The organism is Streptomyces sp. NPDC055506 (assembly GCF_053643595.1).
The window spans coordinates 57598-79611 of record NZ_JBSHKH010000023.1; the positions used below are offsets into that span (position 1 = coordinate 57598).

Here is a 22014-nt window from a genome sequence, read left to right on the forward strand (position 1 = left end):
ACCGGCCTACTGCCCGAACTTGACCGACAATGAGGTCTGTTGAAGATCGGTGCGGCCGGAGACGAGGGAGCGGTGTGCACCAGGTCGACGTGCCGGGCGGACGGACGACGCGTGTGCCGGCAGGGGGCGGAGGACAGGCATGGACGCAGTGACATCGCGATATGACGGAGAGGTCCTGGAGAACGGGGACCCGGCCGGGGACCCCTGGGACGGAGTGGACGCGGCGGCACTCGCGCGGGCCGTGCGTGCCCAGGAGGGGCGGCCGGTGGCGGGCATCGACGACATGGCGTCGTATCTCGCCGCCCAGGTGTCCGACGCGTCCCACCGCGAGGTCGTCGGCGCGCTCCTCGACGGCCAGGGGGCGAGCGGTGTCGTGGTCCGGGCCGGCACGGTCCTCGCCTCGTGGGGCGACCCCACGCGCGCCGAGATGGCCTACAGCGCCACGAAGAGCGTGCTGTCGCTGGTGGCGGGCATCGCCTACGACGACGGGGCGCTGCGCCTGGACGAGCCGGTGTCCAAGGCCGTGGACCTGCCCGAGTTCGACACTCCTCACGGGCGGGCGATCACCTGGCGCCACCTGCTGGACCAGACCAGCCAGTGGGAGGGCGAGCTGTGGTCCAAGCCGACATGGGTGGACGCACAGAGCACCCGCGAGGGAACCGAGTCGGCAGGCGGACCGCCCGGCGCCGGCTGGGCCTACAACGACGTGCGCGTCAACCTGGCCGCGCTGGCTCTCACGGCCCTGTTCCGCCGCGCCCTGCCGGACGTGCTGCGCGAGCGCGTCATGGCAGCGACCGGTGCCTCCGACGGCTGGTCCTGGCACGGCTACGACCACGCCGTGATCGCCCTCGACGGAGCCGAGGTTCCGGTGGTCTCAGGCGGCGCGCACTGGGGCGGCGGACTGTGGATCAGCGCCCTGGACCTGGCCCGCGTCGGCCTGCTCTGCCTGCGGGACGGGAAGTGGGGTGGGCGCCGGGTCCTGTCGCGGCGCTGGATCGAGGAGTTGTGGACGCCCTGCCCGGTCAAGCCCGAGTACGGCCTGTCCTGGTGGCTCAACGACCACGGCACGGTATGGCCCCGGGCCCCGCGCACAGGCCGCTGCGCCCGCGGCAACGGCGGCAACCACCTGCTGTGGGTGGACCCGGCACGCGATCTGGTGATCGCCTCGCGCTGGGGGAGCGAGGTGGAGCGGCTCCTGGCCGAGGTGTCGTCGGCGGTGCCCGCACCCTGCCCTACATTGGCGCCATGAGTGACCACTCCGAAGCGCCTGTCACGCCCGTCGAGGCCTATGAACCGCCCTACTACGTAACTGTGTTCACCACGGTGCGAACCCAGGACCAGAGCGGCTACAGCGAGACCGCCGCCCGCATGGAAGAACTGGTCAAGGACGTCCCCGGGTTCCTGGGGATGGACCACGCGCAGACTCCTGGCGGGCTGGGCATCACCGTCGGGTACTTCCGCGACGCCGACGCCCTCACCGAGTGGCGGACGAACGCCGAGCACCGCGCGGCGCAGAAGCGCGGGCAAGCCGAGTGGTACCAGAGCTACACCCTGCATGTGGCGAAAGTGGAGCGGAACCACGGGTTCACACGAGCGCAGGCCCCGCAGAACCCGGCAGCAGGCTGACACACTCCGGCCCTCACCACGTTTGGCCGTCCCCCCAGAGGTCACTCGGCAGGTGACCCCGAAGTCGGACACGACTTGGAGTGAATGAATCGTGGCTGGAGAGCAGAAGTCCAAGGCGAAGGCCGAGCAGGCCAAGGGAAAGGCCAAGGAGACGATCGGCCGTGCGGTGGGTAACGAGCGGCTGACGGCCGAGGGCCGGGCGGAGCAGTCCAAGGGAGACGCCCGGCAGGCCAAGGAGAAGACCAAGGACGTCTTCAAGCACTGAGCGCGGTGGGGCCCTGCCGCGGCAGGGCCCCTGTCACGTGCCCGTCGGGAGCCCTGCGGTGCCCGCGTCACCGCGGCGGAGCGACGGGACGGGGATTGGCAGAATTCCGGATTGTCCATTGCCAGGGGCACGGCCAGGATGACCGGACATGGGGAGACAGCGTCCGTTGCCGCACGAGGCGCGCAGCGCCGCGGAGTTCGTGGTCTGCATGCGACGGCTCAAGGAACAGGCCGGCCTGACCTACCGGAAGTTGGAAGCGAACGCGGAACGGCACGGTGACGTGCTCGCGCGGAGCACCGTGGCCGACGCGCTGCGCCGGGACTCGCTGCCGCGTGCCGAGGTGGTCGTCGCGTTCGTGCGCGCGTGCGGGGGAGACGAGGACGTCGCCGTCTGGCTGGCGGCCAGGGACCGGTTGGCCGCCGCCGAGCCGCCGGAAGCGGACGACGGGGCTACGCCCGTGGACGGCGCGTCAACGCACTTGGGCGATGGGCCGACGGACGCGGCCCCGGCACACGCGGCCAAAGCCCCGGAACACGCCCCCGACGGCCCGGTCGCGGGCCAGGGCAAGAACCGGCGAGCCCTGGCCGTTTCCACCGTCGCCGCGCTCCTGCTCGCCGCCGTCGGAGCCTGGGCGTTGCTGCCCGGCGAGACGGGCGAGAGGGGCACGGGAACGCGCGCGGCCGGTGCCGGACCACGCCTGGATCCCTCCTCGGTCCCCTCCTCCTCCACCGACGTCGAGGGCCCGCCACCGGGACCGTCCCGGATCCGCCCGGCCCTGGCGCCCAAGCTGTGCGTCACCGAGGGCCACGATCGCAAGGGGCGCTACCGGAGCCAGGTCGCCGTCCAGCGCCCCTGTGGCGACGCCACACCGCCTGACCTGGAACTGGTGTCGGTCGGCACCACAGGCTCGTACTACATCCAATGGCGCCACCCGGTGTACGGCGACGGCTGTCTCACCGCGCTCGGCAGCGGCCATGTCGTCGAGGGACTGCTCGAACCCTGGCCCTGGGAGAGCTGCTCGGCGGACCGCACCAGCCAGCACTTCTTCTTCGACCCCGCCAAAGGCTCCGAGGCCGACGGCTACCGGATCCACGTCGTGCAGAACGGGATGTGTCTCGGGATCAAGGGCGCCGACGACCGGGCGGCGGGCGCCGAGATCTCCCAGCAGCGGTGCACCGGGGCTCGGGACCAGGAGTTCCTGGTGGACGCGGTCGAATGACACCACCCGTCACACCGTGGCCGAGGGTGCCTCCTCCAGGGGGAAGTGGCATGCCGCACCGTGGAGGGGCGCACCCGGCGCAGGCTCGGGTACGGCTTCGGCGCACAGGTCCCGCGCCCGAGGGCACCGGGTCCGGAACCGGCAACCGGACGGCGGGTCGGTGGGGGAGGGGATCTCGCCGGTGAGCACGATCCGTTGCCGTCGGCGCCCGCTCCCGGCCACCGGCGAAGGGGCCGCCGACAGCAGCGCCTCCGTGTACGGATGACGTGGCCGCTCATAGACCTCCTCCGTCGGGCCCGTCTCCACGATTCCGCCGAGGTACATCACGGCGACCCGGTCGGCGAGGTGCCGCACCACGGACAGGTCGTGCGAGATGAACACGTACGACAGCCCCAGCTCGTCCCGCAGGTCGCACAGGAGGTTGAGCACCTGCGCCTGCACCGACAGGTCCAGCGCGGAGACGGGTTCGTCGCAGACGATCACTTCGGGTTCCAGCGCCAGGGCGCGGGCGATGCCGATGCGCTGTCGCTGACCGCCGGAGAACTCGTGCGGGTGGCGGCCCGCGTCCGACGCGCGCAGGCCGACCATCTCCAGCAGTTCGCCCACGCGCGCCGACCGGCGCGAAGGAGGGACCAGGTCGCGATGGGTCAGCCAGGGCTCCCCGATGAGATCCGCCGCGCTGAGGCGGGGGTTGAGCGAACCGAACGGATCCTGGAAGACCATCTGCACCTTCCGCCGCCAGGCGAGCAGTTCCGCACCCGACAACGCGAACGGGTCGACGCCCTCGTACCGCACCGTGCCCGCGTCGGGCCGCTCCAGCAGCAGGAGGATCCTGGCCAGCGTGGACTTGCCGCAGCCGGACTCGCCCACGAGGCCGAGGGTCTCCCCGCGCCCCAGGGTCAGGTCCACCCCGTCCAGCGCCCGCAGCCGGGTGCCGCCCCGTACGGTCCGCCGGACCGTGAAACTCTTGGCCAGACCCGCGGCCTCCAGCAGGGTCCCGCGTTCAGGCATCGGCCAGTTCCTTCCCGAAGTGGCAGGCGGCGGCCCGGCCGGCGCCGGTGCCGGTCAGCGCCGGCCGGTGGGTGACGCACCGCTCCCGGGCCAGGGGACAGCGTGTACGGAAGGCACAGCCGTCAGGCACCGCGGCCGGGTCCGGCGGGCTCCCGGGGATCGACGTCAGGCGGGAGCCCCGGTGCTGCTCGGCCGGCACCGACTCCAACAGCCCTTGGGTGTAAGGGTGGTGGGGTCGGCCGAACACCTCGGCCACCGGCCCGGTCTCCACCACCGTCCCCGCGTACATGACGGCGACCCGGTCCGCGTGCTCGGCGGCGAGCCCGAGATCGTGCGTGATCAGGACGAGGGCCGTCCGCTGCTCGCCCCGCAACTCGCCGAGCAGGTCCATGATCTGCGCCTGCACGGTGACGTCCAGGGCCGTCGTGGGCTCGTCGGCGATCAGGACCTTCGGCCGTAGCGCGACCGCCGTCGCGATCAGCAGGCGCTGCCGCATGCCTCCCGAGAACTGGTGCGGGTACGCGTCCGCCCGGGAGCGGGCCTCCGGGATGCCCACGCGTTCCATCAGCTCCACGGCCCTGGCCCGCGCCGCGCGCCGGGACATGCCCTCGTGGATGCGGAACGGCTCGGCCAGCTGCGCTCCGACCGTGTGGACGGGGTTGAGCGCGCTGAGCGCGTCCTGGAAGACCATGGCCAGACCCGGCCCGGCCAGCCGGCGCCTGGCCCGTGCGCCGAGCGCGAGCAGATCCTCGCCGTCGAGCCGGACCCGCCCGCCCACCACCTCGGCGACCGGGTCGAGCAGACCGGCGACAGCGTGCGCTGTCATGCTCTTGCCGCAGCCCGACTCGCCCAGCAGCGCCAGCGTCTCGCCCGACCTCACGGCGAAGCTCACGCCACGGACGACATGGACCGGCCCGGCCGGAGTGTGCACGTCGACGGACAGGTCCTCCACGACGAGGCTCGCGCCCGCCGTACGGTCGCCGACACCGACACCGACACCGACACCGACACCGACACCGACACCGACACCGACACTGGCCCCGGCTCCGCTCCCCGCCCCCGAACGCTCCTCGGCGGCAGCCGTACGCGACCCCCGGGAGCGCCGCCCGAGCCCCTGCCGCCACCGCTGCCCCGGATCGGTCGTCAGCCGGGCCCAGGAGGCGAGAACGGTCGCCGACACGGTCGTGACGACGATCGCGAGGCCCGGGAAGAGCGCGATCCACCACGCGCTCTGCAACTCCTGCCGCCCCTGGGCGACCATCAACCCCCAGCTCACGTCCGGCGGTTGAATGCCAATGCCCAGGAAGCTCAGTGACGACTCGGCCAGCATCACGAAGCAGAAGTCGAGCGCGGCGACGGTGAGCAGTGTGGGCAGCACGCTCGGCGCGACATGGCGCCGGACGGCCGCCCAGCTGCCCGTGCCGAACGTCCGGGCCGCGTCCATGAACAGCCGGCTGCGCAGCTCAGCGGCCTCGGCCCGGGCGGTGCGCAGATACACCGGGATCCGGGCGACGGCCAGTACCAGCACGATGCTCGCGGCACTCGGCGAGAACACATACAGCACGACCACGGCCAGCAGCAGGGAGGGGAAGCTGAGGATCACATCGGCCACCCGCAGCGACACGTTCTCGCGCCAACCGCCGTGATAGCCCGCCCACATACCCCACACCGAGCCGATGACCAGCGAGCACAGCACGGCGGGCACCGCCACGGCCAGGGTCGTCCCGGCAGCCGCCAGCAGCCGCGCGGCGACGGGCCGGCCGAGGGAGTCGCTGCCGAGGACGAAGGCCCAGCCGTGGTCGAGAGTGAAGGGAGGCCGGCCCGGGTCCCGCAGGTTCTGACGGGTCGCCAGGTCCCCGGCCAGGAGCGGCCCCAGTACGGCGCCCAGCGCGACCAGGAGCAGGAGCAGGGCCGCCGCGCAGGCGAACCGGTCCCGCAGCAGCAGGGCGAACCACCGTCGTCGTACGGTCGTGGCGTCCGTCTGGGATGTGGCCTTCTGAAGCATGTCCCGTCCTTGGCTCATGCCGCCGCCCGCTGCCGGACCCGCGGGTCGAGGAGCGCGTGGCAGAGGTCGACCAGGATGTTGAGGGCGAAGATCGCCAGAGCGGTCACGAGCACCGCCGCCTGGAGCACCGCGAAGTCGCGCTGCAGCACCGAGTCGATCATGAGCTTGCCGATACCGGGCCAGCCGAAGATCGTCTCCACGACGACCGCCCCGTTGACCAGCCCCACGGCCAGATCGCCCGCGACGGTCAGCGCCGGTGCGGCGGCGTTGCGCAGGGCGTGCCCGAAGACCACCCGGAGTTCGGAGGCCCCCTTGCCGCGCGCCACCTTCACATACGGGGCGGACAGCGCCGAGACCATGGCGCCGCGCACCACCTGGACCAGCACGCCGAACGGGCGGATGAGCAGCGTGGCCACGGGCAGCACCCATGCCGCCGCGCCGCTCGTGCCGGACGTGGGCAGCCAGCCCAGGGTGACCGCGAAGACCAGCACGCCCATGATGGCGATCCAGAAGTCGGGGACGCTGGCGGCCGTGGAGGACAGGAAGCTCGCGATCCGGTCGGTCGCCGAGTTCGGCCGGTAGGCCGCCAGGCTGCCGATGACCACGGCGCCCAGGATGGCGAGCAGCATCGTCCAGCCGGCCAGTTGGAGGGTCGCCGGGAAGGCCCGCAGGACGGCCTCGCCGGCCGGCTGGGCGGTGCGCAGCGACTCGCCGAAGTCGAGGTGGGCGACCTGGGCGAGATAGTCGCCGAACTGGGTGATCAGCGGTTCGTCCAGGCCGTTGCGGGCGGCGAACTCGGCCCGCATCTCGGGCGTCGCGCTCAACGGCAGATACAGGTTGGCGGGGTCCCCGGTGAGGCGGGCCAGGAAGAAGACTCCGAGGACCACCACGAGCAGCGGGATGACGCTGGAGACCGCGCGGCGGCGCAGCAGGGTCAGCATGTGATGTCCTCCCTCAGTCCGCTCGGCGCATGTCGGCGAGCCGCATCTCGTCGTTGGTGGCCGAGTCGGGCCGGTAGCGGACCTTGGGGGAGAGGGCCAGCAGGCCGGTCATGTTGGCCATGACGGCGTCCCGGACGACCTCCTCGTTCTGATGGGTGAACGCGTCCGCGAACGCCTGCTGCCGTTTCCCGCCGGAGGCGAGCTGCGCCTCCTCGATGAGCGTGTCGAGCGCCTCGGTGCCGTAGCTGCTCTGGGCGCCCTCACTGCCGTAGATCTGTCCCATCGTGAACGCGGCGTCGCCCGCCTGGTTGCCGTGCTGGGCCTGGAGCAGGGTGGGGCCGGTGTCGCCGGCGGGGAAGGGGCGCAGCAGGTACTCCAGCCAGGCGTTGACGTCGAGCATCTTGATCCTGACCTTCAGCCCGGCCTTGATGAGACCGTCCTGGACGACCTCCATCGCCTCGGCGGCCTTCGGGTAGATGCCGTTGCGGCCGACGAGGGTGATGGTGGTGCCGGTGCGGACTCCGTCGGCGCGGGCCTCGGCGACGAGTCTTCGGGCCCGTTCCGGGTCGTACGGCCATGGCTCGATGCGCGGGTTGTAGCCGGTGACGCCCTTCGACACGAGCTGCCCGCTGGGCCGGCCGGCGAAGACCGCGGTGACCAGGCCCTCCCGGTCGATCGCGTAGTTGACGGCGCGTCGGATCCGGATGTCGTCCAGGGGCGGCTCGGTGGCGTCCATCCGCAGGTACGACACCTCGTTGGTGTCGAACTCGAGCGCGCGGTCACCGGCCCCGTCCTCGGGAGCGAGCCCGATCGCGACGTCCGCCTCGTTGTTCGTCACCATGGCCGCGCGCACACTGCCCTCGGCACGCCAGACGTAGGTGGCAGCGGCGAACTCGGGAGCCTTGCCCCAGTAGCCGGGGAAGCGCTTCAGCCGCAGGTGACGGCCCTGGTTCCAGTCGTCGATCTCGTAGGGCCCCGTGCCGACCGGCTCGCGCACCCGGGAGTCGGGGTCGGTGCTGGTCGGCACGATTTCGACGAAGGACAGGCGCAGCGGCAGGATCGGGTCGGGCTTCGCCGTGGTGACCCGGAGCGTGGTGTCGTCGAGAGGCGTGGCGGTGAGCTCGCTGTCCGCGAAGATGTAGCCGTCGACGTTGCAGTCGATCTTCGAGTCCGTGGCGCGCTTGACGGAGAACGCGGCCGCGGCCGCCGTGAAGGGCGTCTTGTCGTGGAAGGTGACACCCTCGCGGAGGGTGAAGGTCCACGAAGTGGCCGAATCCCGGGCCCACTTGGTGGCGAGGGCGGGTCCCAGGCGTCCGGTGGACGGTTCGCGCTCGGTGAGCGCCTCCGTGATGTTGGCCCGTGTGACGCGGCCCGTCGCGGTCAGCGAGGCGTCACAGGGTTCGAGGGTCGGGGGTTCCTCGGGCAGGACGATGCGCAGGGTGTCCGGACCGCCGCCGATGGGGTCGGCACCGGCCACCGAGCAGCCGGAGACGGCGAGCAGGGCGGCGAGGGCGGCGACGATCGGACGACTGCGGATGGTGCCTAAACCGGTCACTGCGCCTCCGTGCTCGCTTACGTACACAACAGAGAACGTCGTTTAGATATGTGGACGGTAGGTGGACGGTCATTATTGGGGCGGCGAGGCGGAACGCGTCAAGGGGTGTGCGTCGGTTCCCAACTCGCCCCACCTCTTGACGTGTTGATTGCCGTCCTAAAACATTCGGGAAACTCGATTGGTTCTGCGCGGTTCTGTTCGCTCCCGAAGGGAATCCATGTCCAGCAGACATCGCCTCGCCCCGGCCTTGGCGGTCGCCGTCCCCCTGGTACTCGGCGCGGGACTCGTGACCGTGCCTCCCGCCGCTGCCGCCGAACCGCCCGGCAGCGCGGTCACGGTACGGATCGACCCCTCCTACCGGCAGCAGGAGTTCGAAGGGTGGGGGACGAGCCTCGTCTGGTTCGCCAACATCACGGGCCGCTACCCGGAGCCCATCCGCCAGAAGCTCGCCGACATGCTCTTCGGCGAGGACGGTCTCCGCCTCAACATCGCGCGCTACAACATCGGCGGGGGCAACGCGCCCGACGTCCGCAAGGACTACATGAAGACCGGCGCGACGATGGACGGCTTCTGGAAGGCCCCGGCGGGCACCACCAGGGAGGACACCGACTGGTGGAACCCCGACGACCCCGAGCACTGGGACTGGTCCGCCGACCCGGGACAGCGCTGGTGGGTGGACCGGGTCAAGAACAAGGTGACCAAGTGGGAGGCCTTCAGCAACTCGCCGCCCTGGTTCCAGACCGTCAGCGGCTATGTCTCGGGAGGCTTCGACGCCAACACCGACCAGATACGACCGGACCGCGTCGACGACTTCGCCGCCTACCTGGTCAAGGTGACGGAGCGGCTGGAGAAGAAGCACCGCATCAAGTTCGACACCCTCGCCCCGCTCAACGAGCCCAACACCAACTACTGGGGCACCCAGATCGGTCCCGACGGCCAGCCCACCGGAGGCCGCCAGGAGGGCGCTCACGCCGGCCCGGAACTCCAGCAGAAGGTCGTACTGGCCGTGCGCCGCGCCCTCGACAAGGCGAGGACCCGCGCCACCGTCTCCGCCATGGACGAGACCAACCCGAGCACCTTCGTCCGCAACTGGAACGCCTACGACGGCTCCGCCCGCGCCGCCGTCGACCAGCTCAACGTGCACACCTACGGCACCGGCATGCGCACCAGCGCCCGCGACAGCGCCAAGGCCGCCGACCGGCCGTTCTGGATGAGCGAGGTCGAGGGCACCTGGGGCACCGGCACGGACTTCACCGGCATGGAACCGGGGCTCGGCATCGCCACCCGGGTCGTCGAGGACATCCGTGAACTCGAGCCGTCCGCCTGGGTGTTGTGGCAGCCCGTGGAGGACTCCATCCCCCAGGCGCAGGCGGGCAAGAACTGGGGCAGCATCCACATCCCGTTCAACTGCACGGCGAAGGACACCCTGGACAGCTGCCCGATCAGGGCCAACACAAAGTTCCACACCCTGCGCAACTTCACCCACCACATCCGCCCCGGCGACCACTTCGTGAAGGCCGACGACCCTTCGAGCGTGGCCGCTGTACGGAAGTCGGGACGCGGGGCGACCGTGGTGCACGTCAACAACGGCACGTCCCCGCGCACCGTGACCCTGGATCTCTCGCGCTTCGGGCGCGTCGCACCCGGCGCCAGGGTGACCCCGGTGGTGACCAGCGGCGATGGCGCACTCGTCCGCGGCACGCCCGTCGAGGTGAAGGACGCCTCCGCCACGGTGACCGTGCCCGCGAAGTCGGTCACGTCCCTCCTCGTCGACGGGGTGTCGGGCACCGCGAAGGACGCCGCGCTCGTCCAGCCCGGCCACGTCTACCGCCTCCAGGGAGCCCAGAGCGGCAAGTCCCTGGCCCCGTCCGGTGAGGGCAACGGCGTCGTCGTCCGTACAGCCGACCCGGCCGCCAAGTCCCAGCTGTGGTCCGTGAAGCAGCTGACCAGGGGCGAGGGCAATCGGGAGCGCTACGCCCTCGTCAACGCCGCCACGGGCGCGCGCCTCGCCGTGCGCGACAACGAAGCGGTGCTGGAACAGAGCGACACCCCGGCCGCGCAGTGGATCATGTCGACCACCGGGGACGGCACCTGGACCTTCGTCAACGCCGCCACGGGCCGACTGCTCGACGTCGTCGGTCAGTCGACCGCGGACGGCGCCCGCGTATCGGCCTTCCTGCCGACCTCCAACGCGAACCAGCGCTGGACCGTCACCGACGAGACGGTGCTCCGTACCCAGCAGGCCGAGGCGTTCACCGTCCCCGGCCGCACGCCCGAAATGCCCGGGACCGTGACCCCCGTCTACCGGGACGGCGCCCGGGGATCGCTCCCCGTGGAGTGGACGCTGCCCTCCGAGTCCCGGTGGCGCGAGGCCGGAACAGTCCGGGTGAAGGGCCGGGCGACCGACACGCTCGGCCGGACCGTCCGCGCGGAAGCGGTCGTCACCGTGGACACCATCGCCTCGATCCAACCGGCCCGCGCCAAGACCTACACCGGCGGACGCCCCGACCTGCCCGCCACGGTCACCGGCGTCGGACGGCACGGCGGAACCGCAGACCTCCCGGTCACCTGGGACCCCGCACCCGACGGCGCGTTCGACGACGCCGGTGTGGTGACCCTGCGCGGTACCGCCCGGATTCCCGGCGGAACGACGGCATCGGCGACGGTACGCGTCCAGGTCACCGCGCCCCGGGACACGAACACAGCGCTCGACGAAGGCGTGACGGTCGGCGCGACGTACACCGAGAGCGGCTACTCCGCCGAGGGCCTGCGCAACGGCAACACGTCCGAGAAGGCCTGGTCGAACTGGAGATCAGGCACGAAGAACCCGTCCGACACCATCACCTTCACCCTGCCCGAGGCACGCGATCTGACCCGGGTGGTGACCCACTTCCACCGTGACGGCGCCAACCTCAGCTTCGCGGAGTCCCTCAGGGTGCAGGTGCGCGGGACCGACGGCACCTGGGCCGACGCCGGCGACGAGGTCGCCGTGGGCACCGAGGGCACACCCGTGGTCGACGTCCCGGTGCGCGCGACCGGCCCGGTGACCGGAGTACGCGTGGCCATGACGGCACGCCCGGGCGGCTACATCACCCTCGGAGAGATCGAGCTGCGCGCCAAGGCACCGGGGACCTCCACGGACGCCGGGGCCGCCTCGATCGAGGTCGACGGGGTGCCGGTCGGCGGCTTCGACCCGGACCGGACGAGCTACCGCGCGACCTCAGACCGCCCGGACCGGGCGAAGGTCACCGCGACGTCCCGCGACCCGTACGCGAGCGTGACCGTCCGCAAGGAGGCATCACGCGAAGCCGTCGTGACCGTGAGCAGCGAGGACGGCTCGCGGACACGGGAGTACAGGGTCCGGCTCTCGCGCTCCTGACGCAAGAAAGCGCGGGGCCCGCACGCCCCGCGCTTTCACCGGACCGCCGGGATCAGACCGCCGGAGCCGGGTACGTCGGGTACTCCACGCCGGACACGTGCTGCACGACACGGATGACCTGGCACGAGTAGCCGAACTCGTTGTCGTACCAGAGGTAGAGGATCGCGTTGTCGCCCTCGACCTTGGTGGCGCCGGCGTCGACGATCGAGGCGTGGCGCGAGCCGATGAAGTCACTGGACACCGCGTCCGGGGCGCTGATGAAGTCGATCTGGCGCTTCAGCGGCGAGGTCAGCGAGACGTCACGGAGGTAGTCGAGAACCTCCTGGCGGGTGGTCTCGCGCGCCAGCTGCAGATTGAGGATCGCGATGGAGACGTCCGGCACCGGCACCCGGATGGAGCTGCCGGTGATCTTCGCCTTCAGGTCGGGCAGCGCCTTGGACACGGCGGAGGCGGCACCGGTCTCGGTGATGACCATGTTGAGCGGCGCGGAGCGGCCCCGGCGCTCGGACTTGTGGTAGTTGTCCAGCAGGTTCTGGTCGTTGGTGAACGAGTGGACGGTCTCCACGTGACCGCGCTGGACCCCGAACTCGTCGTCCATCGCCTTCAGCGGCGGCACCAGCGCGTTCGTGGTGCACGACGCGCAGGACAGGATCTGCTCGTCCGGCTTGATGGTGTCGTGGTTGACGCCGTGCACGATGTTCGGGACGTCGCCCTTGCCGGGCGCGGTCAGCACGACCTTGTCGATCCCGGGGCGCAGGTGCTGCGACAGGCCCTCGCGGTCGCGCCACTTGCCGGTGTTGTCGATGAGGATGGCGTCCTTGATGCCGTACGCCGTGTAGTCGACCTCGGACGGGTCGTTCGCGTAGATGACCTTGATCTCGTTGCCGTTGGCGACGATCGTGCTGTTCGCCTCGTCGACGGTGATCGTGCCCTGGAACTGGCCGTGGATCGAGTCGCGGCGCAGCAGCGAGGCACGCTTGACGATGTCCTGATCGCCTCCGCCGCGGACGACGATGGCCCGCAGCCGCAGACCGTTGCCCGAGCCGGACTTCTCGATGAGCAGCCGGGCCACGAGCCGGCCGATGCGGCCGAAGCCGTAGAGGACGACGTCACGCCCCTCGCGGCGCTCGATCTTGTTGGCCCCGGTGGCCCCGGCGACGGCCTCGGCGGTGAACTCCGCGATCGACAGACCGCGGTCGTCCTCGCGGTACGTCGCGGCGAGCATGCCGATGTCGATCTGCGACGGCCCGAGGTCGAGGGCGGCGAGCGTCTGCAGGAACGGCAGCGTCTCGGTGACGGAGAGCTCCGCACCGGCGATCTGACGGGCGAACCGGTGGGTCTTGAGGATGCTGACCACCGACTTGTTCACCAGGGAGCGGCTGTGCAGCAGGACCGTCACGTCCCGCTCCCGGTGCAGCTTCCCGATGATCGGGATCATCGACTCCGCGATCTCCTCGCGGTTCTTCCAGTTGGTGAACGAGTCGTCGTTGACAGTCACAGATCCATCTTTCGAGCTAGGCGGCGCTCATATGTTAAACCGTCGATTTCCCGATCATGAACGGGGTACCTCCGGAGCCTTCCGCGAGCCCCGGGCGGCGCGGCCTGAGACGATCGAAACGAAGCTTCCGCGCGAAAGGGACGCGCATGGAGTACGACGCTGTCGCCGACGAGCTGTACGCCCTGCGGCCGGAGGAGTTCACCGCGGCCCGCGCGTCGGCCGTCGCCGCCGCCCGTACCGCCGGTGACCGGGACCTCGCCGAGCGGATCGGCGCGCTGCGCAAGCCCAGCCTCGCGGCCTGGGTCGGCAACCTCCTGGTCCGCAGCCTCCCCGGCGAGGTCGAGCCCCTGCTCCGTCTGGGGGAGGGCCTGCGGCAGGCCCACCACGACCTGGACGGCCCACAGCTGCGCGAGCTGAGCCGGCAGCAGCACGCGATCGTCCGTGCCCTGTCCGCTCAGGCCCGGCAGCTCGCCGGGGAGGCCGGGCATTCGATCGGCGACGGCGTGCAGCGCGAGGTCGAGAACACCCTGCACGCCGTGCTGGCGGACCCCGAAGCCGCCCGGGCCTGGGCGAGCGGCCGGCTGGTCAAGCCGCTGAGTGCCACCGTCGGCTTTCCGGCCGTCGGGGAGGGTGCCGTCACGGGGAGCGGGGGAGCCAAGGGACAGAGCCGCCCACCCGCCGCGGCCGCCCCTTCCCGTCCGGGCCGGAAGGGCGACGGGCAGCAGCGGAAGCGAGTGGCCGAGGCCCGGCGGGACGCCGAGGCCGCCGAGCGGGAGCTACGGGCACTGCGGGACGAGGCGGCGGCCGCCGGCCGGGCGGTGCAGGAGGCGAAAGAGCAGGTGGACGGCCTCCAGAGACGCGTCGGCGAGCTCACCGAGGAACTGGAACGCATCAGGGGCGAGCATGAGCAGGCCCGCTTCGCCCAGCGGTCGGCCCGGGAACGGGCGCGCACGGCGGACCGCCGCGTCCGCGAGGCCGATCGTAAGGCCGCCACGGCCACCGCCAAGCTGGAACGCCTGACCTCCACGAACGCCTGAGCCTCCGTCAGAGGGAGAGGGCGCCCGTTATGAGGGCGCCGGCGGTCATCACCAGCGTGGTGGCGAAGGCCCAGCGGAAGATGAAGCGCTGGTGCTCGCCGAGCTGGACACCGCTCATGCCGACCAGGATGAACGTGGAGGCGGTGAGCGGGCTGAGCGGGAAGCCCGTCGTCATCTGGCCGAGGATGGCGGCCCTGGCGACCTCCGCCGGGTCGGTGCCGAAGCCGTGCGCGGTCTCGGCGAGGACCGGCAGGACACCGAGGTAGTAGGCGTCCGGTGTGAAGACCAGACTCAGCGGCATGCCCGTGACGGCCACCAGCACCGGCAGATGGCCGCCGAGGGAATCCGGGATCACGGACACGAGCGCCTCGGCCATCTCGTCGATCATCCCGGTTCCGGTGAGGACTCCGGTGAGCACCCCGGCCGCGAAGATCATCGTGGTGACGAGGACGACGTTCTTCGCGTGCTTGTCCAGCAGCGCCTGCTGCTGTTCCCACGTGGGGTGGTTGACCAGGAGCGCCACCGCGAACCCGAGGACGAACAGCACCGGCAACGGCATGACCTCCAGGATCAGGGAGACGACGAGGACGACGGTCAGCAGCAGATTGAAGACGGTCAGCCAGAGCTGCGGCGGTTCCGACACCCGGACGGCGCCGGGGCCGTCACCGGGCGCGGTCACGGTCGCGGGAGCCGGCTCGCCGACGACGGCCTCCTGGCCCGGTACCGCGAGGGTGCCCAGGCGCCGCCGCTCCCGGCGGCCGATCAGCCAGGCCGCCACCAGGACCCACGCGATGCCCAGGCCCATCGCGGGCAGTACGGGCGTGAAGACGTCCGAACTCTCCAGCTTCAGCGCCGCCATGGCACGCACCGTCGGCCCGCCCCAGGGGACCATGTTCATCACGCCCGCACCCAGACAGACGACGCCGGACAGAACCAGCGGACTCATGCCCAGCTTGCGGTAGACGGGCAGCAGTGCCGAGACGGTGATGAGGAACGTCGAAGCCCCGTCACCGTCCAGGGCCACGCACAGCGTCAGGACGGCCGTGGCGACGGTGATGCGCAGCGGATCGCCCTGGGCCATCCGCAGCAGACCGCGGATCAGGGGATCGAACAGGCCGGCGTCCACCATCAGGCTGAAGTACAGAACAGCGAAAGCGATCATGATGCCGGTGGGCGCCACCTTCGACAGCCCGTCGAGCACCATCCCGCCCAGCTCGCCCGCGAAGCCGCCCGCCAGCGCCGCCAGCACCGGAAGCACCACCAGAGCGACCAGGACCGAGACGCGTCTGGTCATGGTGAGCAACAGGAACAGGGCGATCGTGGCGAAGCCCAGGGCTGCCTGCATGGTGACGCTCGCTTTCTCGGTGGCGGTCCCCGGCGGCGGAGAGCGGGACGTACGGGGATAGCCGAGAGTGTCCGAGCGCCGGAAGATCCATGTCCAGCATCAAACCGGGATCTGTTCATGCGATCCGCGCATCAATCCGCGCACGCTGACGTACGCTTCCCGGCCATGGAAGCCACCTTGCGACAGCTCTCGGCGTACGCGGCCGTCGCCCGGGCGACGAGTTTCACCGCGGCCGCCGCCCAGTTGGGCGTCTCCCAGTCGTCCCTCAGCCGCGCGGTCGCCGACCTGGAACGGCAGGTCGGCGCTCAGCTCCTCGAACGCGACACCCGCAATGTGCAGTTGACCGCCGCCGGTGCGGAAGCGCTGCGGATCGCCGAGCAGATCCTCGGCGCCCACCGGGCCGGGATGAAGGAGCTGGACCGCTTCCTGCTCGGCGAGTCCGGCACGGTCGCCGTCGCCACCCTGCCCTCGGTCGCCGCCGTGCTGCTCCCGCAGGTCATCTCCGGCTTCCGCGAGGACCGGCCACGCGTGGCCGTTCGTCTGCTGGACGGCCTGGAACGCGCGGTGCTGAACCGCGTGCTCTCCGGCGACGCGGACTTCGCGATCACCACGGTCGGGGTGCCGCCGGACCGGCTTGAGCACCGCCCGCTGGTCCGGGACCGTTTCGTCGCGGTCCTGCGCGAGGACCACCCGCTCGCCGAACGCGACGAGGTCGGCTGGGCGGACCTGGCCAGCGAACCGTTCCTCGCCGTCGGACGCGACTCCAGCGTGCGGCGGTTGACCGACGCCGCGTTCGCTCAGGTCGACGCGCACGCCGTGCCCGCGGCGGAGGCCGGCGGTGTCGCCACGGTGGGCGGACTGGTGGCCGCCGGACTCGGCGTGAGCGCGCTGCCCGCCCTGGTACTGCCCCTGCTGGGCACAGGCCCCTTCGCCTTCCGGCCGCTCGTCGACCCCGTGGTCGACCGGCGCCTCGATATCGCCCTGCGCGCACGGCGCGCCCTGCCGCGCGTCACCGAGCGCTTTCTGGAGACGCTCGAGGATTTCCGCGCCCAGGGCAGGGAGCTGCCGCCCGGGGTGTCCTGGTCCTGAGGCCGCCCTGGAGGCCACCTCATTCATGCGTTAACCGCATTGATTGATGGCGTTCTTTTGCTGGACAGGCATTTCTGCGCGTCGGCAGTCTGAAGAGCCGGACCAGTTGAGCCGAGGGGACGCATCCGTGTCGGACGAGGACAAGCCGCACTCCACCGGGCAGGGACAGCTGCGCGGGCTGAAGGTGGTCGAGTTCGCCCACGTGGTGGCCGGCCCGCTCGCGGGTTCGATGCTCGCCGACCAGGGCGCGGACGTCGTCCACGTCGAACCACCGGGCGCCGGCGACGCCGCCCGCGCGATGGGGCCCCGGCGCGACGGCGTTCCCCTGTGGTTCAAGGTCGCCGGCCGCAACAAGCGCTCCGTCACCCTCGACCTGCACCACGAGGCGGGCCGTGCGGTCGCCCACCGTCTCGTCGCCTGGGCGGACGTTGTCATCGTCACCCTGCGCGCCGGGCGGCTGCGCAGTTGGGGTCTCGACTGGGAGGCCGTGCACCGGATCAACCCCAAGGCGGTCCTGCTGCAGATCTCCGGCTTCGGTGCCACCTCCAGCCAGGCCGACGCCCCCGGCTTCGGCAAGATGGGCGAGGCCCGCAGCGGCGTCGTCCACCTCACCGGTTCGCCCGACGGCCCGCCCGTCCACACCGGCTTCTCGCACGGCGACGCCGTGACCGGCCTCATGGGCGCCTACGCCGTCCTCGCCGCCCTCCACCGGCGTGACCACGACCCCGACTTCGACGGCGAGTGGATCGACCTCGCCCTGTTCGAGCCCCTCTTCCGGCTCGTCGAATGGCAGGTCATCGTCCACGACCAGCTGGGCACCGTGCCGCAGCGCTCCGGCAACCAGCTGGCGGTCGCCCCCGCCGCCGTGATCAACACCTACCGTTCCCGCGACGAGCAGTGGATCACGGTGACCTCAGCGACCCTGCGCTCGGTACGCAACGTGGCCCGGCTGCTCGGCCTGCCGGAGGAGGAGTTCGCCACGTCGGAGCAACAGCACGCACGACGCGGGGAACTGGACGAGGGACTGCGGGCCTGGGTGGCGGAGCGCTCCGAGGCCGAGTGCCTGGAGGCGTTCGCCCGCGCCGAGGTCGTGGCCTCCCGGGTGTTCGACGCGGCCGACATCGCCGCCGACCCCGTCTACGCCGAGCGCGACGACATCGTCACCGTCGACGACCCCGACCTGGGCGAGGTACGCATGCAGGCGGTCATCCCGCACTTCCGGCAACGCCCCGGCCGCATCTGGCGCACCGGCCCGGCGCTCGGCCAGGACAACGACCTCGTGTACCGGGACTGGCTGGGACTGAGCGACGAGGAACTCGCGGCCCTGGAGAAGAACGATGCCGTCTGAGCCCGGAACACCCGCGAGCGGTGAGGCGCGCGCCACGGCACCCATGCGCTCCCTCCTCTTCGTCCCCGGCCACCGCACCGACTGGCTCCCCAAGGCCCGCGCGGCCGGCGCCGACGCCGTCATCCTCGACCTGGAGGACGCGGTGCCCGCGCCCGACAAGCCGCTCGCCCGCGCCCGGGTCGCCGAGGCCCTGGCGGAGGCCGCCGCGGAACCGGCCGGCGCCATGGCCCTGTTCGTCCGGATCAACCCGCTCGACGACTGGACCGCCGCCGAGGAACTGCGCGCCGTCGTACGCCCCGGAGCGGCCGGGATCGTCCTGCCGAAAGTGCACACCGCCGCCGACGTACGGCTCGCCGACCGCCTGATCACCTGGTGCGAACAGGAACACGGCCTCCCCGCCGGCACGACGGCCCTCGTCCCCCTGCTGGAGTCGGCCCGCGCGCTCCACGACGCCTACGACATCGCCGCCGCGACTCCCCGGGTCGCACACGCCGGTGCGCTGACCGCACCCGGCGGAGACGTGGAACGCGCCGTCGGCTACCGCTGGAGTCCCCAGGGCACCGAGACACTGGCGCTGCGCTCCCGCGTACTGCTCGACGTACGTGCCGCCGGAGCGCCGTACCCGGTGACCGGACTGTGGACGCACATCGCCGACCTGGCCGGCCTGCGCGCCTTCGCCGAACAGAACCGTGCCCTCGGCTACGACGGCATGATGGCCATCCACCCGACCCACATCCCCGTGATCAACGAGGTCTTCGCCCCCACCCCCGAAGAGCTCGACCGCTGCGCCCGCCTCGTCGCCGCCGTGGAGTCGGCCCAGCGCACCGGCACCGGCGCGCTCACCTTCGAGGGCCAGATGGTCGACGAGGCCATGGCGGCGACGGCACGAGCGGTGCTGACACGCCACGGGCACGGCTGACGCCCGCGCCGACAGCGCCCACGGCACAATCGCTGTGACGGAGTTCACAAACCTGCGATGAAGCCCGCCACACAAGGCCTCACGAAGACGACACCAAAATTGAACCGTTCGTTTTCTTGAACCGGTCGTGTTTGTGGCGCTAGGTTGTGCGGCATGACCGCATCCCAGACCCCGACCACCGCCGAGGAGCTCCGCGGTGCCGGCCTGCGGGTGACGGCCGCCCGCGTCGCGCTGCTCGAGACCGTGCGAGACGGTGACCACCTCGGCGCCGAGGTCATCGCCTCCGAAGTGCGCGGCCGCGTCGGCCACATCTCCGTCCAAGCCGTGTACGAGGGGCTCCACGCACTCACCGCGGCAGGACTCATACGCCGCCTCGACCCGCCCAACAGCCCGGCTCTCTATGAGGGGCGGGTCGGCGACAACCACCACCACCTCGTCTGCCGGTCCTGCGGGGCCGTCGCCGACGTCGACTGTGCGGTCGGCCACGCCCCCTGCCTGACCGCGTCCGACGACCGCGGCTTCGCCGTCGACGAGGCCGAGGTCATCTACTGGGGCCTGTGCCCCGCTTGCTCCACCGCCGGCAGTTCCTGAGCAATGTGATCCACCCGAGCACCGTGATCCACCCCGTCCGGAAGGATTTCCATGACTGAGAACCACGACGCGATCGTCACCGACCCGAAGTCGGAGGAGACGGGAGGCGGCTGCCCGGTCGCGCACGGCCGCGCGCTGCACCCGACCCAGGGCGGTGGCAACCGCCAGTGGTGGCCCGAGCGGCTCAACCTGAAGATCCTCGCCAAGAACCCCGAGGTGGCCAACCCTCTCGGTGGGGACTTCGACTACGCCGAGGCCTTCAAGAACCTCGACCTCGACGCCGTCAAACAGGACATCGCCGAGGTGCTGACCACTTCGCAGGACTGGTGGCCGGCCGACTTCGGCAACTACGGCCCGCTGATGATCCGTATGGCCTGGCACAGCGCGGGCACCTACCGCATCAGCGACGGCCGCGGCGGCGCCGGCGCCGGCCAGCAGCGCTTCGCCCCGCTCAACAGCTGGCCGGACAACGGCAACCTCGACAAGGCCCGCCGTCTGCTGTGGCCGGTCAAGAAGAAGTACGGCCAGTCCATCTCCTGGGCCGACCTCCTGATCCTCACCGGCAACGTCGCCCTGGAGCAGATGGGCTTCGAGACCTTCGGCTTCGCCGGCGGCCGTGCCGACGTCTGGGAGGCCGAGGAGGACGTCTACTGGGGTCCCGAGACCACCTGGCTCGACGACAAGCGCTACACCGGTGACCGCGAGCTGGAGAACCCGCTCGGCGCCGTCCAGATGGGCCTCATCTACGTCAACCCGGAGGGCCCGAACGGCAACCCGGACCCGATCGCCGCGGCCCGCGACATCCGCGAGACGTTCCGCCGCATGGCGATGAACGACGAGGAGACCGTCGCCCTGATCGCCGGTGGCCACACCTTCGGCAAGACCCACGGTGCCGGCCCCGCCGACAACGTCGGCGCCGACCCCGAGGCCGCCTCCATGGAGGAGCAGGGCCTCGGCTGGCGCAGCACCTACGGCACGGGCAAGGGCGGGGACACCATCACCTCCGGCCTGGAGGTCACCTGGACCACCACCCCGACCCAGTGGAGCAACGGCTTCTTCAAGAACCTCTTCGAGTTCGAGTACGAGCTCGAGCAGAGCCCGGCCGGCGCCAACCAGTGGGTCGCCAAGGACGCTCCGGAGATCGTCCCGGACGCCCACGACTCGTCGAAGAAGCACCGCCCGAAGATGCTCACCACCGACCTGTCGCTGCGCTTCGACCCGATCTACGAGCCCATCTCCCGCCGGTTCTACGAGAACCCGCAGGAGTTCGCGGACGCCTTCGCCCGCGCCTGGTTCAAGCTGACCCACCGTGACATGGGCCCGAAGTCCCTGTACCTCGGCCCGGAGGTCCCGGAGGAGACCCTGATCTGGCAGGACCCGCTGCCCGAGGCCGAGGGCGAGACCATCGGCGCCGAGGACATCGAGACCCTCAAGACCAAGCTCCTCGAGTCGGGTCTGTCCGTCTCGCAGCTGGTGTCCACCGCGTGGGCCTCGGCGTCCACCTTCCGCGGCAGCGACAAGCGCGGCGGTGCCAACGGCGCCCGCATCCGCCTGCAGCCGCAGCGCGGCTGGGAGGTCAACGAGCCCGACGAGCTCGCGCAGGTCCTGCGCGTCCTGGAAGGCATCCAGCAGGAGTTCAACTCCGGCACGAAGAAGGTCTCCCTGGCCGACCTGATCGTCCTCGGTGGCTCCGCCGCCGTCGAGAAGGCCGCCAAGGAAGCCGGCTTCCAGGTGCAGGTTCCCTTCGCCGCGGGCCGTGTGGACGCGACGGAGGAGCACACCGACGCCGAGTCCTTCGAGGCGCTCGAGCCGACCGCCGACGGGTTCCGCAACTACCACGGCAAGGGCAACCGCCTGCCGGCCGAGTTCCTGCTGCTCGACAGGGCGAACCTGCTCACCCTGAGCGCCCCCGAGACGACCGTCCTGGTCGGCGGCCTGCGTGTCCTGGGCGCCAACTACCAGCAGTCCCCGCTCGGCGCCTTCACCAAGACGCCCGGCTCGCTGACCAACGACTTCTTCGTCAACCTGCTCGACCTGGGCACCACGTGGAAGTCGACGTCCGAGGACCAGACCACGTTCGAGGGCCGCGACGCCGCCACCGGCGAGGTCAAGTGGGCCGGCACCCGCGCCGACCTGGTCTTCGGCTCGAACTCCGAGCTGCGTGCGCTCGCCGAGGTCTACGCGAG

17 protein-coding genes are annotated in these 22014 nt (G+C 71.2%); 11 read left to right on the plus strand and 6 right to left on the minus strand.

Annotated features, from left to right (window positions below; all coding sequences use genetic code 11):
• The first annotated feature begins 139 nt into the window (after positions 1–139).
• The 4 genes from ACWIF2_RS12035 to ACWIF2_RS12050 all read left to right on the plus strand — a co-directional run bounded on the left by ACWIF2_RS12035 (position 140) and on the right by ACWIF2_RS12050 (position 3110).
• Positions 140–1249, plus strand: coding sequence for a serine hydrolase domain-containing protein (locus ACWIF2_RS12035; protein ID WP_454360055.1), 1110 nt, complete (start codon positions 140–142; stop codon positions 1247–1249).
• Entirely contained in the window at positions 1246–1626 is a 381-nt protein-coding gene (locus ACWIF2_RS12040) for an antibiotic biosynthesis monooxygenase family protein (protein WP_454360056.1), read from the plus strand. The genes ACWIF2_RS12035 and ACWIF2_RS12040 overlap by 4 nt, the downstream gene beginning before the upstream one ends.
• Before the next feature lie 91 nt (positions 1627–1717).
• Positions 1718–1891 (plus strand): CsbD family protein, encoded by a 174-nt coding sequence (locus ACWIF2_RS12045; RefSeq protein WP_184586600.1) that lies wholly within the window; start codon positions 1718–1720, stop codon positions 1889–1891.
• A 148-nt stretch (positions 1892–2039) separates the two neighbouring features.
• Positions 2040–3110 carry an RICIN domain-containing protein gene (locus ACWIF2_RS12050; protein WP_454360057.1) on the plus strand — a complete coding sequence of 357 codons (1071 nt, stop codon included), beginning with the start codon at positions 2040–2042 and terminating at the stop codon, positions 3108–3110.
• Between the two features lie 9 nt (positions 3111–3119).
• Here ACWIF2_RS12050 and ACWIF2_RS12055 read toward each other — a convergent pair whose 3' ends face one another.
• The 4 genes from ACWIF2_RS12055 to ACWIF2_RS12070 are packed head-to-tail and all read right to left on the minus strand — an operon-like array spanning position 3120 to position 8622.
• Complete coding sequence (locus ACWIF2_RS12055; RefSeq protein ID WP_454360058.1) at positions 3120–4121, minus strand: ABC transporter ATP-binding protein; 1002 nt, start codon at positions 4119–4121, stop codon at positions 3120–3122.
• Entirely contained in the window at positions 4114–6126 is a 2013-nt protein-coding gene (locus ACWIF2_RS12060) for a dipeptide/oligopeptide/nickel ABC transporter permease/ATP-binding protein (RefSeq protein WP_454360059.1), read from the minus strand. The genes ACWIF2_RS12055 and ACWIF2_RS12060 overlap by 8 nt, the downstream gene beginning before the upstream one ends.
• 14 nt (positions 6127–6140) lie before the next feature.
• Positions 6141–7067 (minus strand): ABC transporter permease, encoded by a 927-nt coding sequence (locus tag ACWIF2_RS12065; RefSeq protein ID WP_454360060.1) that lies wholly within the window; start codon positions 7065–7067, stop codon positions 6141–6143.
• A gap of 13 nt (positions 7068–7080) precedes the next feature.
• Positions 7081–8622, minus strand: coding sequence for an ABC transporter substrate-binding protein (locus tag ACWIF2_RS12070; RefSeq protein ID WP_454360061.1), 1542 nt, complete (start codon positions 8620–8622; stop codon positions 7081–7083).
• A gap of 217 nt (positions 8623–8839) precedes the next feature.
• On the opposite strand from ACWIF2_RS12070, the gene ACWIF2_RS12075 reads away from it, so the two are divergent.
• Positions 8840–12001, plus strand: a complete 3162-nt coding sequence (locus ACWIF2_RS12075; RefSeq protein WP_454360062.1) for an RICIN domain-containing protein — start codon at positions 8840–8842, stop codon at positions 11999–12001.
• Between the two features lie 52 nt (positions 12002–12053).
• Here ACWIF2_RS12075 and ACWIF2_RS12080 read toward each other — a convergent pair whose 3' ends face one another.
• A complete protein-coding gene (locus ACWIF2_RS12080) occupies positions 12054–13499 on the minus strand; it encodes a glyceraldehyde-3-phosphate dehydrogenase (protein ID WP_382484060.1) in 1446 nt (481 codons plus the stop codon).
• A gap of 146 nt (positions 13500–13645) precedes the next feature.
• On the opposite strand from ACWIF2_RS12080, the gene ACWIF2_RS12085 reads away from it, so the two are divergent.
• Entirely contained in the window at positions 13646–14536 is an 891-nt protein-coding gene (locus ACWIF2_RS12085) for a hypothetical protein (protein ID WP_454360063.1), read from the plus strand.
• A 7-nt stretch (positions 14537–14543) separates the two neighbouring features.
• Here the strand turns inward: ACWIF2_RS12085 and ACWIF2_RS12090 are convergent, their stop codons facing one another.
• Complete coding sequence (locus ACWIF2_RS12090; protein ID WP_454360064.1) at positions 14544–15881, minus strand: CitMHS family transporter; 1338 nt, start codon at positions 15879–15881, stop codon at positions 14544–14546.
• Positions 15882–16046: 165 nt separating this feature from the next.
• Between ACWIF2_RS12090 and ACWIF2_RS12095 the strand changes: the two genes are divergently transcribed.
• The 5 genes from ACWIF2_RS12095 to katG all read left to right on the plus strand — a co-directional run.
• Positions 16047–16970 (plus strand): LysR substrate-binding domain-containing protein, encoded by a 924-nt coding sequence (locus ACWIF2_RS12095; RefSeq protein WP_454360065.1) that lies wholly within the window; start codon positions 16047–16049, stop codon positions 16968–16970.
• Positions 16971–17097: 127 nt separating this feature from the next.
• On the plus strand, positions 17098–18318 hold the full coding sequence (locus ACWIF2_RS12100; protein WP_454360066.1) for a CaiB/BaiF CoA transferase family protein: 1221 nt from the start codon (positions 17098–17100) through the stop codon (positions 18316–18318).
• Positions 18308–19237 carry an HpcH/HpaI aldolase/citrate lyase family protein gene (locus tag ACWIF2_RS12105; RefSeq protein ID WP_454360067.1) on the plus strand — a complete coding sequence of 310 codons (930 nt, stop codon included), beginning with the start codon at positions 18308–18310 and terminating at the stop codon, positions 19235–19237. Before ACWIF2_RS12100 ends, ACWIF2_RS12105 begins: the two co-directional genes overlap by 11 nt.
• A gap of 153 nt (positions 19238–19390) precedes the next feature.
• Entirely contained in the window at positions 19391–19828 is a 438-nt protein-coding gene (locus tag ACWIF2_RS12110; protein WP_454360068.1) for a Fur family transcriptional regulator, read from the plus strand.
• A 51-nt stretch (positions 19829–19879) separates the two neighbouring features.
• Positions 19880–22014, plus strand: a 2135-nt coding sequence (gene katG, locus ACWIF2_RS12115; RefSeq protein ID WP_454360069.1) for a catalase/peroxidase HPI, incomplete at its 3' end; no start/stop codon positions are given.

Bases quoted from the DNA above. Each gene is read 5' to 3' on its own strand.
- ACWIF2_RS12035 (WP_454360055.1), top strand. From the start codon at position 140: ATGGACGCAGTGACATCGCGATATGACGGAGAGGTCCTGGAGAACGGG.
- ACWIF2_RS12040 (WP_454360056.1), top strand. From the start codon at position 1,246: ATGAGTGACCACTCCGAAGCGCCTGTCACGCCCGTCGAGGCCTATGAA.
- ACWIF2_RS12050 (WP_454360057.1), top strand. From the start codon at position 2,040: ATGGGGAGACAGCGTCCGTTGCCGCACGAGGCGCGCAGCGCCGCGGAG.
- ACWIF2_RS12055 (WP_454360058.1), bottom strand. From the start codon at position 4,121: ATGCCTGAACGCGGGACCCTGCTGGAGGCCGCGGGTCTGGCCAAGAGT.
- ACWIF2_RS12060 (WP_454360059.1), bottom strand. From the start codon at position 6,126: ATGCTTCAGAAGGCCACATCCCAGACGGACGCCACGACCGTACGACGA.
- ACWIF2_RS12065 (WP_454360060.1), bottom strand. From the start codon at position 7,067: ATGCTGACCCTGCTGCGCCGCCGCGCGGTCTCCAGCGTCATCCCGCTG.
- ACWIF2_RS12075 (WP_454360062.1), top strand. From the start codon at position 8,840: ATGTCCAGCAGACATCGCCTCGCCCCGGCCTTGGCGGTCGCCGTCCCC.
- ACWIF2_RS12085 (WP_454360063.1), top strand. From the start codon at position 13,646: ATGGAGTACGACGCTGTCGCCGACGAGCTGTACGCCCTGCGGCCGGAG.
- ACWIF2_RS12090 (WP_454360064.1), bottom strand. From the start codon at position 15,881: ATGCAGGCAGCCCTGGGCTTCGCCACGATCGCCCTGTTCCTGTTGCTC.
- ACWIF2_RS12095 (WP_454360065.1), top strand. From the start codon at position 16,047: ATGGAAGCCACCTTGCGACAGCTCTCGGCGTACGCGGCCGTCGCCCGG.
- ACWIF2_RS12105 (WP_454360067.1), top strand. From the start codon at position 18,308: ATGCCGTCTGAGCCCGGAACACCCGCGAGCGGTGAGGCGCGCGCCACG.
- ACWIF2_RS12110 (WP_454360068.1), top strand. From the start codon at position 19,391: ATGACCGCATCCCAGACCCCGACCACCGCCGAGGAGCTCCGCGGTGCC.